This is a genomic window from Bartonella sp. 1-1C, assembly GCF_002810325.1.
Lineage (GTDB): Bacteria > Pseudomonadota > Alphaproteobacteria > Rhizobiales > Rhizobiaceae > Bartonella > Bartonella rochalimae.
Map to the genome: position 1 here is coordinate 1,063,663 of NZ_CP019489.1, position 16,447 is coordinate 1,080,109.

The 16,447-nt window shown below is 33.9% G+C and carries 12 protein-coding genes and 1 tRNA gene; 6 read left to right on the plus strand and 7 right to left on the minus strand.

The features are described 5' to 3' along the window. Positions 1 to 591: 591 nt before the first annotated feature. Entirely contained in the window at positions 592 to 951 is a 360-nt protein-coding gene (locus B11cv2_RS04750; protein ID WP_100693549.1) for a DUF5330 domain-containing protein, read from the plus strand. Positions 952 to 1,076: 125 nt separating this feature from the next. Further along, positions 1,077 to 1,487 carry a SufE family protein gene (locus B11cv2_RS04755; protein ID WP_100693550.1) on the plus strand — a complete coding sequence of 137 codons (411 nt, stop codon included), beginning with the start codon at positions 1,077 to 1,079 and terminating at the stop codon, positions 1,485 to 1,487. Positions 1,488 to 1,595: 108 nt separating this feature from the next. Here the strand turns inward: B11cv2_RS04755 and B11cv2_RS04760 are convergent, their stop codons facing one another. After that, the gene (locus tag B11cv2_RS04760) at positions 1,596 to 2,033 is read right to left on the minus strand and encodes a MucR family transcriptional regulator (RefSeq protein WP_100693551.1); all 438 of its coding nucleotides are present in this window, start codon (positions 2,031 to 2,033) and stop codon (positions 1,596 to 1,598) included. Positions 2,034 to 2,564: 531 nt separating this feature from the next. Between B11cv2_RS04760 and B11cv2_RS04765 the strand changes: the two genes are divergently transcribed. After that, a complete protein-coding gene (locus tag B11cv2_RS04765; protein ID WP_100693552.1) occupies positions 2,565 to 4,658 on the plus strand; it encodes a S9 family peptidase in 2,094 nt (697 codons plus the stop codon). A gap of 82 nt (positions 4,659 to 4,740) precedes the next feature. On the opposite strand, the gene B11cv2_RS04770 is transcribed toward B11cv2_RS04765, so the two are convergent. From B11cv2_RS04770 to B11cv2_RS07520, 3 genes are all read right to left on the minus strand, one after another. Next, positions 4,741 to 5,343: a superoxide dismutase gene (locus B11cv2_RS04770; RefSeq protein ID WP_100693553.1), complete on the minus strand. Its 603-nt coding sequence runs from the start codon at positions 5,341 to 5,343 to the stop codon at positions 4,741 to 4,743. A gap of 939 nt (positions 5,344 to 6,282) precedes the next feature. Then, positions 6,283 to 6,429, minus strand: a complete 147-nt coding sequence (locus tag B11cv2_RS07150; RefSeq protein ID WP_158521547.1) for a hypothetical protein — start codon at positions 6,427 to 6,429, stop codon at positions 6,283 to 6,285. A gap of 1,116 nt (positions 6,430 to 7,545) precedes the next feature. Then, entirely contained in the window at positions 7,546 to 8,685 is a 1,140-nt protein-coding gene (locus tag B11cv2_RS07520) for an outer membrane protein (protein ID WP_245406964.1), read from the minus strand. A gap of 438 nt (positions 8,686 to 9,123) precedes the next feature. Here B11cv2_RS07520 and B11cv2_RS04780 point away from each other — a divergent pair, with 438 nt between their 5' ends. Both B11cv2_RS04780 and B11cv2_RS04785 read left to right on the plus strand, forming a co-directional pair. Continuing rightward, positions 9,124 to 9,918 (plus strand): DUF1499 domain-containing protein, encoded by a 795-nt coding sequence (locus tag B11cv2_RS04780; protein ID WP_100693554.1) that lies wholly within the window; start codon positions 9,124 to 9,126, stop codon positions 9,916 to 9,918. 493 nt (positions 9,919 to 10,411) lie between these two features. Further along, positions 10,412 to 10,486 (plus strand) — tRNA-Gln (locus tag B11cv2_RS04785). A gap of 589 nt (positions 10,487 to 11,075) precedes the next feature. Here the strand turns inward: B11cv2_RS04785 and ppdK are convergent. From ppdK to B11cv2_RS04800, 3 genes are all read right to left on the minus strand, one after another. After that, entirely contained in the window at positions 11,076 to 13,748 is a 2,673-nt protein-coding gene (gene ppdK / locus B11cv2_RS04790; protein ID WP_100693555.1) for a pyruvate, phosphate dikinase, read from the minus strand. Positions 13,749 to 13,933: 185 nt separating this feature from the next. After that, on the minus strand, positions 13,934 to 14,584 hold the full coding sequence (locus tag B11cv2_RS04795; protein WP_100693965.1) for a DsbA family protein: 651 nt from the start codon (positions 14,582 to 14,584) through the stop codon (positions 13,934 to 13,936). A gap of 89 nt (positions 14,585 to 14,673) precedes the next feature. Further along, a complete protein-coding gene (locus B11cv2_RS04800) occupies positions 14,674 to 15,168 on the minus strand; it encodes a DUF721 domain-containing protein (RefSeq protein WP_100693556.1) in 495 nt (164 codons plus the stop codon). Between the two features lie 205 nt (positions 15,169 to 15,373). Between B11cv2_RS04800 and mutY the strand changes: the two genes are divergently transcribed. Beyond that, entirely contained in the window at positions 15,374 to 16,432 is a 1,059-nt protein-coding gene (gene mutY / locus B11cv2_RS04805; protein WP_100693557.1) for an A/G-specific adenine glycosylase, read from the plus strand. Positions 16,433 to 16,447 lie beyond the last annotated feature (15 nt).

Genomic DNA, 16,447 nt, shown 5'->3' on the forward strand with positions numbered 1-16,447 from the left:
TATGAAAATCTTATGGATCATTTGAACAGTGAGAAAAAAGACTAAGGACTAAGTCAGCCTATTATCTGGATTTTAAGCTATCATTTCATACTAGCTTTACGCTGTAATATTAAAAAATGACTGTATTTTACCAAAAATTTCTATATCTCTGCCGATTAATTTCAAAAACCTAAAATTTCATCCAATCATTTTAGAAGAGAGTGATTATAAAGTACTTTTCTGTTTAAAACTATCCATAAAAAACAGCACAATGCAAAAAGTTACACGGCATTCTACACATTAATCTAAAGATCATTAGAGCTCACTATTTATATCTTTTATATCATATTTATACTCTAATTTAAATACATATGATATATATTCTCAATGCTTTCTATCTAAAGACAAATTTAATGTTAAATTTTTAATAAAACAATGATAAGATACCACTTATATACAATACAAAAATATATATTTTATAATATCATTCATGATGTAAATCATTCAAAATGAATGCCCAATTTCATAAAATATTAAGCATTATGAATATTGCATCAAAAATATTATAAGTTACCCTCATATTCATTTATAATAACAGCATATTGGTCTAATATGATACGTTTTTTAATAAAATCAGCATTTTTTTTATTTTTTATTTTTATAATCATCTCGTTTTTTACAACGAAGCAAAACAATAATAATCCCTCCTCCTCTCAAAAAACTGATGCAACAACACGAGATATGATTGTTGCTCTCAAGAAAACTATAAATGATTTAGGAATGTTCTGTGAACGAAACATAGAGGCTTGTAAAATCGGAAAATCCTTTTTAGACTCAATGAGTGAACGCGCACGTAATGGTTCAAAAATTATCTATGAATATCTTGACCATACATTGAGCAATAAAAATACGAGAGCTCCCCAAGAAGATTACTCCAGCACAGATATGAAAAACCCGAAAGAAAATAAATAAAATGAGCTTGTAAAAAATACTCTTATTTCTTTCAGTACTTTTCATTAACTTTATTAAAAATAAGGTCATTATTTCTCAACAAGAAGCATCATAAAAACATTCCAGAAAACAAGAAAGCGTTTATTATGACAAAAACGATCGATGATATTATAGAGAACTTTTCTCAACTTGATGACTGGGAAGATCGTTATCGCTATGTAATTGAGCTCGGCTATGAATTGCCCCCTTTTCCAGAAAGTAAACGAAACGACACTAACAAAGTGCACGGTTGTGTTAGTCAAGTATGGCTTTTCTCCTCACGAGATAAATCAGAAAATCCAGTATTAACATTCCAAGGGGATTCCGATGCCCATATTGTACGTGGCCTAATCTATATCCTTCTTACTTTCTATTCAGGCAAAAAAGCTTCTGAAATCCGTGTAGCTAATGCTGAAGAACTTCTTGAAAAGCTTGGCCTGAACGAAAATTTAACACCACAACGATCTAATGGTCTTAAAGCAATGATTAAACGAATTCGTGCCGAAAGCTTTCTATAAAAACAAAACTCTTTTCGCCAAAAGTATATTAAATCTTCATCACTAAGACGTTTCCTAAAAAACACTTCTAGATTTCAAATTTAAGACAATGCCTTTGAAATAACGCAACTACTTAATTTTCTTTTTTTCGCTTTTACGTCCAAGCCCCATTTCTTTAGCCAAAGCTGAACGCGCTTTTGCATAATTAGGTGCGACCATGGGATAAGAGCTGTCTAATTGCCATTTTTCACGATATTCCTCGGGCAACATCCCGTAATGTGTCATAAGATGACGCTTTAAAGACTTAAATTTCTTTCCATCTTCAAGGCAGATAAGATAATCAGGAAAGATTGAACGTTTTGGATTGACAGCTGGCCTTTGTTTTTCGACTTCAATTTCCGCTAATGTCATACTCCCCGCTTTTAGAAAAGCAGCATGAACATCAGCAATCAAACCTGGCACTTCCACCGGCCGTATCGAATTATTACTCACATAAGCAGCAACAATATCGGCAACCAACGTAATAACTAAATTGCTTTCAGTCTCTAGGACTGGACGATGTTCCATTCTTATTTCCTTTAATTTTAACCGAGACATCATTGTATTTACACTCGTAATAACGAGATTATACACATATAAGTTTCATATTGTACAAAAATCTTTTTTGTCAATTCAATTATTTTATAAAATTGCATTAACACAAAAAAATCAAATAAACTTCTCTTTGTGGTCATATTGTATAACAAAGAAGCATAAAATTAGAACTAAAAATGTCGAATGCAAATTTATAATATAAAAATAGTTTTTTATTTTAAATAATAAAGTCATACCTTATATTAGATCGATATTAGGTCGAACAATTTTAATTTTGGATCACAATTATTCTTTTCTGAACAAAAAATAATTTAAGCAATTATTTTTAATTTTCATAATAAAAAACAGCTATCATGAATAAAATTATAGTACATCAATTATAAAATCTATCTAACTTATTTTTTACAAATAAATAATATCCTATCAGATATAAAATTTAATTAATCTATCAATAATTTTGATTTAACACATAGAAAATATTCACACCTTGTTATAGGATTATGCATGACTCGCTCGTCTATACTCCCTCCCACCCCCCCAAAAATTATTCATAAAGAAATTCATCACGGTATTTACCGCGAAGATCCCTATCATTGGCTGCGTGCCTCAAACTGGCAAGATGTTTTAAAAAAAACCAGCTGTCTTGACGAAAATATTCGATACCATCTAGAAATGGAAAATGCCTATCAATCGGATCAAATGGCTGATACAAAATCATTACAAGATTTACTTTTTTTAGAAATGAAAAGCCGTATTCAAGAAAATGACTGTTCTGTTCCTATAAAACATGGCCCTTTTGCCTATGGGGTTTCTTATGTGACCGGAGGCCAACAACCACATTATTTTCGTACACCAAGAAATGGTGGAGAAAAAGACGTTTACCTTAATGGTGATGTTTTGGCCAACGGTAAAGATTATTTTAAACTTGGTTCAGTCCAAATATCTCCTAATCATGCATATGCTGCATGGACTTACGATGATAAAGGTTCTGAATATTACACAGCTAAAATTCATAATTTTGAAGTATTGCCTTACTATACTGACACAATCACTGACATATCTGAACAAATCGTGTGGGATGCAAATTCTGAAGGCTTTTTTTATACTAAAATGGATAAGAATCATCGCCCTTCAGAGCTTTACTATCACCGATTAAATACCGATCAAGCTCAAGATAAGCTCATTTTTTGTGAAAATGATCCTGGGTTTTTTTTACATGTAAGCGGTTCTAAGCTGAATGATTTTATTTATATCAATATTCATGATCATGAAACATCAGAAATCTGGCTTATTCCTGCCAATGCTCCCTTCACGCCTCCCCAATGTGTGCGAAAAAGAGAAAAAGGCATTGAATATTCACTCGCAGAAGGAGATGATGTCTTTTACATTCTCACTAACCGAGACAATGCAAAAGACTTTAAAATTATGGTAGCACCATGTATATCACCGCAATCAGAACACTGGTCTGAGATTGTGCCACATCAACTTGGGCGTCTCATCCTATTCCATGACGCCTATCAAGAATTTCTCATTTGGCTTGAACAATTTGAAGGACTTCCTCGTATACAAATCATGGATCGTGCCACTAAACAGACGCACTCCATTGCCTTTACAGAGGAAGCTTATTCTTTAGATTTGCAAGGTGCAGCAGAATACAACAGCCAAACTATTCGATTTTCTTATTCATCTATGACAACTCCTAATCAGATTTTTGATTATGAAATAACAAGTCGCAAGAAAACCCTTTTAAAAACGCAAAAAATTCCTTCTGGACATAATCAAGATAATTATATAATACAACGTATTATGGCAACTGCACATGATGGAGAAAAAATCCCCATCTCCCTTTTTTATCATAAAACCATCGATCTTAATGGTAAAGCGCCCTGCCTCCTTTACGGCTATGGTGCATATGGGATCTCTATTCCTGCAAATTTCAATAGCAATATACTTTCGCTAGTCAATAGAGGTTTTATTTATGCTATCGCCCATATTCGCGGAGGAAAAGAAAAGGGAACGGAGTGGTATGAAAAAGGAAAACATCTCTTTAAAAAAAATACATTTAACGACTTTATTGCTTGTGGACGTCATCTCGTCAATCATAAATTCACTTCTCATGATCGGTTAATTGCCTATGGCGGCTCAGCAGGAGGAATGTTAATGGGTGCTATAGCTAATATAGCCCCACAGGATTTTTCTGGTATTATCGCAAACGTTCCTTTTGTTGATGTCCTCACAACAATGCTTGATGCTTCGCTGCCTCTCACCCCACCAGAATGGCCAGAATGGGGGAATCCTCTTGAATCTGAAGAAGATTATAATCTTATTGCCTCCTATTCACCCTATGATAATATCAAGGCCCAACAATATCCTCCCATTCTTGCTATTGCAGGATTAACAGATCCTCGTGTAACATACTGGGAACCAGCAAAATGGGTAGCGAAATTACGTGATTTAAAAACGGATGATAATGCAGTTTTATTGCGTATCAATATGGATACAGGTCACGCCGGCGCAGCTGGGCGTTTTGCAAAATTAGAAGAAATTGCATATATATATGCATACATGCTAAAAATAGTAGGAAAAAACAACTGCTAACTTCAATATTTTACCCTGTAAAAGGCTTCAGAAATTATAAATTTGAAGCCTTTATTAATTAAAACGAATTTATATACTCCTCCTATAACCCATAGCTTTCATAAAGTTCTAAAACATAATCCCAATTAATTAAATGATCCACAAATGCCTCTAAATATTTTGGACGAGCATTACGGTAATCAATATAATAGGAGTGCTCCCACACATCAACGCCTAGAATAGGTTGTGCATTATGAATTAAAGGATTCTCACCATTGGGTGTTTTCATAATTTCTAATTTACCATCTTTAAGAACAACCCATGCCCAACCAGACCCAAATTGAGCAACGCCAGCTGCCATAAAATCTGCACGGAATTTATCATAACCACCTAGATCAGATTCAATAGCTTTGGCTAATTTTGCAGGAAGCTTTTGCCCCCCTCCACCTTTTTTCATCCAATTCCAAAAATGGTTGTGATTATAATACTGAGCTGCATTATTAAACAAATTAGGATTTTTTCCAAAGCTTTCTTTAATAAGATCTGTAAGATTCTTATCCCCTAAGCTTAAATCTTTTACAAAATTATTAGTATTCGTAAGGTAAGTAAGATGGTGTTTATCATGATGATATTCAAGTGTCTCGCGTGACATATAAGGCGAAAGGTCATCATAATCATAAGGTAACTCAACTAATTCAAAAGTCATTTAAAAATCTCCTCAATTCTAATTATTAATCTCACTCCCAAATCTAATTTGATACTTATAATACTTTTTAAGAGCAAATATCGAATAATGTTTGATATCAATTGAATAATATACATTATAATAATTTTTTTAAAGATATCTGATCACTCATCAAAATACTACCTTGAAACAACCATATTCTAACAAATATTCCTAATCTGCTGAGCGACCAGAATATTAAATTACTTTTAAATAACAAAAAGAAGAACAGTTAGTAGCTATCGATCCTTAAGTTTTCGACCGTAAAGTAATGTTCAACATACCATGCAAATATTCTGTACCTGCCTTTACCAAAACTCTTCCTAGTGTGTTTGATCATTGAACTCAGGATTACCTTATCGCAGCATCCAAAATAGGTTGCCAATGAGTACTTTTTTAAGAGTTAAAGTTTTCTTTCTCTATGGATCTTAATCATATTTCATAAGCTGAATCATAATGAATACTCTATTCAACTGATCCCAGATAGGACTAGAAGCAATAAATATCTCACTTTTTGCTGTATTATTGGCTTAATTTATGCATGTGGAAAATGAATTAATATACATTGCACAACTGATGGAATTGCTCCTTTTTCTAAATTTTAATAAGCACTTCTCCTATAAAAACTGTCATATTACCTTCATTATATCGAACTATGGATTAGCACAAAAAGATGAGGAAGCATTTTAACTGGCTTAACTTCACATGAAATATAAGTGTATACTGAAGACAATTCCCAAGCGAAGTTGAAATAATTTCAATAATACCAAGTGAATTCTGTAAAATAAATTAAATCCCAACGCCTTTTAAACAAATTAAACAAAAAACCTATTCAATTTTCTTCACTATTAATGAATTAAATATCTTCACTCAAAGAAAAATGAAATACAATTTTTTAGATTACCAATTTCTGTAAATTATTCAAACAGTTTTGACAGTAACCATAAAAGAAATATTGAATAAAATTTGGAATAAAGCATCATTTATATTTTGCCGCAATATTAAGACTTCCTGTTCAAGAATTGGCATACCCATAATATCAGAAAATTCCAGAATAGATTCAGCCAAAAAGTGATTTCTACCCTGCATTTCTAAAACAAAAAGCTGTCATTTATGGCTCCAACGAATAATGTAGTATATTTCCATAACGAGCGAACAATTGAAAAAAACGATCTGCACTATAAGCAAGCATAGATTGCAGATCTTTCAAGCCAATAAGACAAAAACTTCATCAACAGCAATACATAAAGACAATACTTGATACACTTTCCTGTATGTACTAAGCTTCCTTAAGCCAACATAATAAAAACAGCAGTCTCATATCTGCCATTGTTGTACAAATTGGATGCTCTTGTTCTCACTATAAATCTAAGAAAATAAAGGAATTATTGCTCATTTCTATCGTTTTTAGACCAATTTAAACAGATTTATCTTTTTATTTTGTCATTCATGACCACAGCTTTTGCTATCCTAGGTAAAGCACCTTAGATATCGGTATAATAGGATACTTTCTACTAAAAAAGCTCTGTTAAAATCTAGCACTCTTACCTTTTATTCCCATCACTACACCATAAAGGTTTGCTTACTGAAACTAAATTGCATAAACTGAAATCTATTATTCTCTTCTGATAGTAAGCACAAAAAACAACCCGATTTCCGCATCAATATATTCTTCTTTACCTATCGCTTGTAATATTTTAGATAATTATTGTAAAAATAGACCAAATCAAGAACAAAAATATAGGAAATAAAAAATCAAAGCTTCCAAACTCTTTATCTTTTTTCACTATTCGAAGAGCTCATATCTCCACATCTAAGAATATAGATACACTTCTCATAAATCAGCTGAAATTTAATAAAAACTTACATTAATTTCATTTTTTAAATTTATTTAATTTATGAAATACCCATTGTTAATATTTACAGATTCAGTTTTAAATCGAATATGTTAATCTACAAATAATATAAAAGAACAGAACACAACAAGCCTTATTTATAGGCTTATTGTGTCCTCCAAATTAATCATCTTACACCAGACAGACCTCTAAAACTGTCTATATCAGAATAGAAAATCTGCACATTATAATACTTTATTGCATTACATTTTTTATTATTAGAAATCCGATAAAGAGAATTTCCATATCGCAAAAATATAACTTCTAAGTAATTTTATGCTTCAATAAATTAAAATTTATAAGCTAAACCAATACGGAAATCATTAGCGTTATAGTCTTTAAGGTCCACTTTTTTGAATTCCTTTGCACCAAAATCTGAGTAACGATACTCTGCGCGTAACAGAATACGATCAGTCACTGCAAAATCAAAACCACCACCAAGAGTGTAGCCCGTCATTATTTCTTCACTATCGAACGAACTAAGAGGAACAGTTTCTTTACTTATACCTATCTTAATTGACTTTTTAAAAATACCCTGAACCTTCGCATAAGCAACACCACCAGCAATATAAGGCATAACACGACCAACCGACAAACCTAAACGTATCCGCGTAGCACCAAACCATTTCCGTTTTAAAATATGAATATATTCATCAGAAATCAATGGTGGTATAAACTCAGAAGTGGAACCTCCTCGTTGCACTATGTTGCCACTATACACGTGTGTCACTCCCGAGCTTGGATAAGTTACCGATGATTGAATTAGTGGCACTTCACCGTTCTGTGGAGGAATTCTGATATTAATTGCGTCCTCTCCATAATATACGTATGTATGCCCCTTTTGCGGATATACTACCACTGTCTCTACCAATGGCCCTTTAACATTTTGTGATCCGCTCTCGCTCACTTGAGAGGTCGTAGATTTAACACTTCTCGTTACACTACTCCCAGAATTACTACTCCTTATCTGCTGACCGTCTCTTGTCTGAATTACCATCTCTCGAACTGGACCTGTTTTTGCACTGCGCTCCTGCAGCACTGTATCTTGTGACCGAACCGAATCTTTTCCAGAAAACACTTTTGTATTCTGTTTATTAGAGAACACGATATCTGTATCAACGCCTAGAACAAAACGATTACCATACTCAAAGTTCACACCTGCGTAGAAACCACCTGTGCCTCCAGAAAATTCAGATGTAAAGTCCCTACTACTAAGATTCAATTTTTTAGTTTCATCGAGAGTATTATACTGTAAAGTAGTAGAACTAGAAAAACTTCCTATCTGCCCACCAAAATAAAAACCACCCCAAGAATAAAAAGGAGCAGAAATTAATTTCAAACCAGAAGGGGTTGGCGTATCACTAGCCTGCACTCCAACAGATAAACTAACAATTAAAACAGGAACGGCTATTAAATATTTGACTCTCATATAAAAATCCCAATTGTAAAACACGTTGCTAAAACACGTTGCTAAAACACGTTGCTAAAACACGTTGCTAAAACACGTTATGATATATTACTATTCCTTTACAAAGTCTGTAACAAAAATAACACTATTGCAAATATTTTTCTTGTTTCTATAAAATATTCTGATCAAAATAAATTACCTATTAAAATCAAAGTACTTTCATTGATTTTTTTACGAATCCTAAGTACTCATTTATCTGGCAATTCATAAATAAGAGATGACTTTATTTAAAAACAAATCGATCATTATTCTGAAGAACAAATTAGCTTTAACTACTGAAAATGTATATCGCTTAAAGTGCTCTTGATTTCAAAAGTGAGTGCTTTATTTACCTATATCATTAAATATAAAATCTGAAGAAGATTTTGTTTAGAGTACTTTGTTGGGGAAAAACGTTTCATGAAAAAGGAATATGTTTCGCTCACCTCAAGGGCAGCGGTCTGGTCTCCTCGTTTCAGTGGATTGGCATTTCTTATTTTATTATTCTCAACACTTTTACAACGCTATTCTATGCTTCGTATAAGTGATTTTATCGTTTTGATAATCCTTTCTGCTTGTTGTATTTTCCTCTCTCTTTTTCTTGCTATCAAAGCGCTCTATAGTTTATGGACATATGGTACCCAAGGTGGAATGAAAGCGCTGAAAGGTATCATTTTTTCGTTAATCACTGCCACACCGCTGGTACTATCTACTGGATGGTGGTTTACCTTGCCAGCTATTTATGACGTTTCTACTGATACACAGAAACCACCAGTTTTTTTCCGTACTCTACGTCCCAGTGATTCTTTTCCTTTCAAAAATGATTTGAATAAACAAGCTACAATACAAATGTCACAATGGCCAGAATTGTCAGGACGTCGTTATGACGGCTCACCTGAACATATTCGTAAATCAATTTTTAATGTCTTAGCAGCTCGTGGCTGGCCGGTGCTGGCGCAACAAAATATCAAGAACGAAGATAACGAATTTTATATTGCAACAATAGCAAAAACTATTTGCCTAAATTTCATTTCCGATATTGTAATTCGCTTAACAGATGAAGGAAATACAACTTTTGTTGATATGCGTGCTACTTCGCGCCATTTACCAAGAGATTTTGGTACAAATGCTGCCTTCATCATCGCTTTTATGGACGCTCTCGATACAGAAATAGCTTCTATTCCTTTTTCTTCAAACGACGAATTAAAATTATAAGATATGGCTAAATTTTCAAAGCAAATAATTATTTTTTATTTTAATATAAGAAAAAGATAGATAATTGAGATATTTTCTACAATTTTAAATTCATGTCGTGATAAATTATTTTATAAGCTTTACAATTGAATAATTTCTATAATTATAGTTACCGCAATGGTATTTTTATCAATTTTTCGATGTTTTAATTCTTGAAAAATACGATTTTTTTTGATTTGTATATTCTGGCAAACGTAGATATCTATGAATTTTATACTATTAATAGATACTGGGTATTAAAATCATGACTGCAAGGAGAAGGTGATATTTATAAATATACATTAAATTAGTTTTTTAGTGTAATTTTCTTAAAAGCTAGCAATATATTTTTATGATATAATGACAAAATTAAGCTTTTATAAGCAGAAAAAGCGAGTACTTCTGCTTTCGCATATTGCGTACAGTTGTAAAAATCGTTATAAGGCGCGAACGCTAGCGTAATTATTTTATCTTTTGGGGTATAGCCAAGCGGTAAGGCACCGGTTTTTGGTACCGGCATTCCCTGGTTCGAATCCAGGTACCCCAGCCAATTTTTCCTAAATATTATAAAAAATTCAGGTTTTGATTCTTTTTGCTGATTTCTGTTGAGTTTTTTACAACTTCTAGCTGATTGCATAATCATATACGATGCAAATATAAATATAAAAACTAATCAATAAGATTATTGAAGACACCTAGTGCACTTTATTTAAATAATATGAACTTGCTGATAGCAAAGCCAATACCTTAATAGTTTTATATGAAAAAAGTTTATGATATTCAATCAAGAACTTAGAGTAAAGTTTGTCCTAGCCAATTTATAAAACTTATATCTATTCCAGATGAAATTATTGAAGAAAATAACCCTATCACTCGAATACAAGGTCAAAAAGGATGAAACTTATTTTTACAAAAATTAGTTTGAGTAAATTTTAAATGGTATAAATTTATAGTCCTTTATAAATTGTTTATAAAAAATCCGCTCGTTTTTAGAATGAAACCACTGCTTTAAATCGATTAAGTTACTATCAACAATATCGATAAAACATGGAAAATCAAAAGTGAATATAAACAATCGTAATAAAAGAAACTTTATACAATAGAGACATTAGCTTTACTCAATAATCGATTGTATCACCTCAACTCAAAGTTTTTTTGACAATTGCTGACTGTGCTGCTGCTAAACGTGCAACCGGTACCCGAAAAGGGGAGCATGAAATATAATCTAGATCATTTTCTTCACACAAAGCGATAGAATGAGGATCACCTCCATGTTCACCACAAATACCTAGTTTAATTTTCCCGCGCTGAGAACGCCCACGTTGTGAAGCAATAGCGATCAGCTCTCCTACCCCATCGTTATCAATCGATACAAAAGGATCCTTTTCCAAAAGTCCTTTTTGCAAATAAGTAGACAAAAACGGTGCTGCATCATCACGTGAAATACCAAAAGTAGTTTGCGTCAAATCATTTGTTCCAAATGAAAAAAACTCTGCAGTTTCTGCAATTTCACCCGCTCGAAGAGCAGCTCTTGGCAATTCAATCATTGTACCAACTATGTATTGAATATTAACATTCTTTTCCTTCATCACTTCACCAGCGACATAATCAATACGCGCTTTAACAAAATCCAATTCAGACTTAAGAGCCACAAGTGGTACCATAATTTCAGGAATGACAGGAGATCCTGTCTTCTTAGCTGATTCTACTACTGCTTCAAAAACTGCTCGCGCTTGCATTTCAGCAATTTCAGGATAAGTAATGATTAAGCGACATCCTCGTAATCCAAGCATGGGATTAAATTCATGCAATTGGTGCACACGTTCTATAAGTAGTTCAGAAGAAACGCCCATTGCCGTTGCAACACTAAGAATTTCTGCATCTGTTTTTGGCAAAAACTCATGTAAAGGCGGATCTAAAAAACGGATAGTTACAGGTAAACCAGACATAATTTCAAACAATTCAGTAAAATCCGATCGTTGCATTGGCAAAAGCTTATCCAACGCTTTGCGACGTCCATCTTCGTCATTACTTAAAATCATTTCACGCATAGCAACAATACGATCACCAGTAAAGAACATGTGCTCAGTACGACAAAGACCAATACCTTCAGCTCCAAAAGAACGTCCCATATTTGCATCAGTCACCGTTTCAGCGTTAGCGCGAACCTTCATTCGCCGCATTCCATCAGCCCATTCCATTAATTTAGCAAAATCTCCACAAAGTTCGGGCTGCAACATTGCAACCTTTCCTTTTAAAACTTCCCCTACTCCACCATCTATTGTAATAATATCGCCTTTTTGAAAGCTCTGACCTGAAGCAATCATTGTATTCGTTTTATAATCAATCCGCACACTACTTGCACCAGAAACACAAGGTTTCCCCATACCACGAGCGACAACAGCAGCATGACTTGTCATCCCACCTCGTGTCGTTAAAATTCCTTCTGCAGCGTGCATACCATGAAGATCTTCTGGACTTGTCTCTACACGGACTAAAATAACTTTCCGTCCCTCTATTGATGCTCTTTCTGCTTCTTCAGAGGTAAAAATAATTTCACCAGTAGCTGCTCCTGGGGAAGCAGGTAAACCACGCGCTATAACGCATCGCTTTGCTTTGGGATCAAGCATAGGATGTAAAAGGTGATCAAGTGATTTTGGCTCAATCCGCATCACCGCTTCTTCACAACTTATCAATCCTTCCTCAACCATCTCAACGGCTATCTTTAAAGCTGCACGTGCTGTTCTTTTTCCTGAACGAGTCTGCAACATCCACAATTTACCCTTTTCAATTGTAAACTCTAGATCTTGCATATCTCGATAATGCTGTTCAAGCTTATCAGCCATCTGGCACAATTTTGAAAAAGCCTCTGGCATAATTTTTTCTAATGATGGCTTATTTGAACCAGCTGCAACACGAGCAACTTCGGTAATATTCTGAGGTGTACGAATACCTGCTACAACATCTTCCCCCTGTGCATTAACTAAAAATTCACCATAGAGCTCTTTTTTCCCTGTCGACGGATTACGTGTAAAAGCAACACCTGTTGCTGAATCTTCACCCATATTGCCAAATACCATAGCTTGCACATTAACTGCTGTTCCCCAACTTTCAGGAATATTATGTAAACGACGATAAGTAACGGCACGCGCTGTCATCCAACTTGAAAAAACCGCTCCAATTGCACCCCATAATTGTTTCTCAGGATCTTGTGGAAAGGGTTCTCCTAACTTTTCTTCAATACATGCTTTGTAAAGAACAATAACATCTTTCCAATCAGCTGCTGTCATTTCCGTATCAACACTATAACCATTACGTGCTTTTACGTCATCAAGAATCCCCTCAAAATGCGCATGATCTATCCCCAGAACAACATTGGAATACATTTGGATAAAACGACGATAACTATCATAAGCAAAGCACTCATTATCAGCTTGTACAGCAATTGCTTTTACAGTATCGTCATTCATACCAAGATTAAGAACTGTATCCATCATCCCTGGCATAGAAGCCCGAGCTCCTGAACGAACAGAAAGCAAAAGTGGCATTTGTTTATGAGCAAATTCCCGTCCTGTCTGTTTTCCAACACGTCGGAGTGCTTGTCTCACATCCTCCTGCAACTCTTCTGGATATGTTTTATCATGAGTATAATAAAAGCTGCAAACTTCTGTTGTAAGAGTAAATCCAGGAGGAACAGGTAACCCGAGATTACTCATTTCTGCTAAGTTAGCTCCCTTACCACCAAGAAGATTACATTCACTGGCATTTCCTTCTGCTTTACCATTACCAAAACTATAAACCCATTTTGCCATCGTACAAATCCGCTTAATTATCAGTATCGCAATATTACTTGACTCAAGCTAATCATTAAAAATAGCCTTTCGATTTTAAATTAACGGAGACACTGCCTTATAGTAAGGTGTGAAAGCACCCCCCTCTAACAAGAAGACTAACAATTATAATTATCAATCTTCATTTTTGGAAACAATGCATGTTATTAAAGAAAACTATCGATTGCTGAAAAGAAATTTTCCTTTGACATAGCACCTTCATACTTCTTACCGTTAATAAAGAAGGTTGGCGTTGCTGTAACACCAAGCTCTTTTCCACGCTCAAAAGATGCATTCACTTCATTTAAAATAGATTGATTTTTTAAACATGCATTAAAGTCTTCATCGTTAAAACCAGCCATAAAGGCAATTTTTTTCAATGGCTCTAAAGCATCTGGTACAATAGCCCACTCGGATTGTTTTTGAAACAAAACTTCTATCAAAGGGAAATAACGATCTTCTGGAGCACACCTAGCCAACATAAAACCTGCTGTTGCCCGAGGATCATAAGCAAAATCCCGAAAAATAAGTTTCACTTTACCTGTTTTGATGTATTTTTTACGAAGTTCAGGAAGTATAGCATTGTAGAAATCAGCACAAAAAGCGCATGTAAGTGAAGCATATTCAATAATAGTCACAGGAGCATTGTCTTCGCCCTCAACTTTATCCTTAACTTTACCTGATTTAAGGAGCTCAACCATATCAACAGTTTCTACTGGCTCGGCTTTACTTACTAAAGTTGTCGTTGCACGGACCTGTGCAGTTATACCCCAAATAAAAATTACTACGAAAGATACGATGAAACGATAATTAATCATAAATAACACTTTTCTGTTTGACTTCAACAAATAAAAATTTAATACTTCTTCGTTAAGGGAAAGAAATATAACACGCTTTTCCTTCTTTATTATTTTTTTTCCATAAAAATGCAACATCCAAGTTTATAAAGTGATTGATGTAAGCTTTTATCTTCAATCTCTTCAAGCATTTTTTTTAAGCGTTGTTGATTTTTTTCATCTGAAAATAATTTTACTTCCGCACGATCAGCGAAAACTGATACTTTCTTTTGTTCAATTTTGATTCGGTCAATAGCAATATATCCAAAGAAACTATTAATTCTTTGAATCAATTCATCTGTTTCATGCATTAACTTTAGCGTAGTAAATCCTTCACAGGCAACCACAAGTGTCCCAGGATGAAATGTTTCATTTTGATTTGCACGATATTTCCAAATAATTTTGATTGGCATTGTATGTTCGCCAACATCTTGGCCTACAATCAGTGACCAATGTTCTATGAGCGCTGTATTAAGTCCTGTCCTTTTGCGTAAAATCGGATCAAGCATTTCAGATACCATTTCAGAAAGAGAATAAAAATGGTATTTTTGTGTTTTTTTGCTCATTCCATCCTAGACTATTATTAAATCATCATTTTCTTTTCGACATTTAAAACCACTACTTTAAAAATTAATCACAAATACACCTTAATAAACTCCATGTAATGAACTAGAATTTTTATCATTAATTAATTAATTATTAAAAACAAACTATACATTGCAAAATATACGCTTTTTTGTATTTTAGACTTGTTTATGATTAAAAACAACGATGTATGAAATTTCTTCACTTCTTCTTTCTTGGTATGATCAAAATTATCGCCATTTACCATGGCGTATGCCCCCTACAAAACAAATAAAGGGCATTTACCCTGATCCTTATCAAATTTGGTTATCTGAAATCATGCTCCAACAAACAACAGTTGAAGCTGTTAAACCCTACTTTAAAAAATTTCTAAAACTTTGGCCTGATCTTTTCTCTTTATCACAAGCATCACAAGATGATATCATGAAAGCATGGACGGGTCTTGGCTATTATTCACGTGCACGCAATCTTAAAAATTGTGCTACTCAACTTGTTAAAAATCATAGAGGTAAATTTCCACAATCGCTAGAAATATTACGCACTTTACCGGGTATTGGAGACTATACTGCAGCAGCTATTGCTGCAATTGCCTTTGGTCATCCTGTAGCTGTCGTTGATGGTAATGTCGAACGTATTATAACACGCTTATTTGCCATTACTTCAATATTGCCTAAAGCAAAATCTGAAATTAAAGAAAAAACACTAGAAATTACTGATGTGAAACGTCCTGGTGATTTTGCTCAAGCTATGATGGATTTAGGTTCAACAATTTGCAAACCCCGTAAACCGTCTTGTTTACTCTGCCCTCTTCAAAATTTGTGCACAGCAACGAAGACGCAGACAGCCGAAGCTTTTCCAGTTAAAGCACCTAAAAAAGAACGTCCTTTAAAAACTGGTGCTGCTTTTGTAATACTCAATGAAAATAAACAAATTTACTTAGAAAAACGACAGCATACAAAATTACTCAACGGCATGACCCAAATTCCCAATAATATTGGAATAAATGAAGAAAATGGACTGCAAAATGCCCCCTGCTCGGCTCACTGGAAACTTAAAGGACAAATTACGCATACTTTCACTCACTTTTCTTTAAAACTTAATGTCTACTATACCGATAATATTCGCGGAATAAAGCTTAAAAATGGTTGGTGGTGCGATATTCATCATCTTACTGAAGAAGCTCTCCCTACCGTTATGAAAAAAGCCATTGCTATAGCCATTTCTTCTCCTTTTAAATTTAAATAACTTCCCTCTATACAA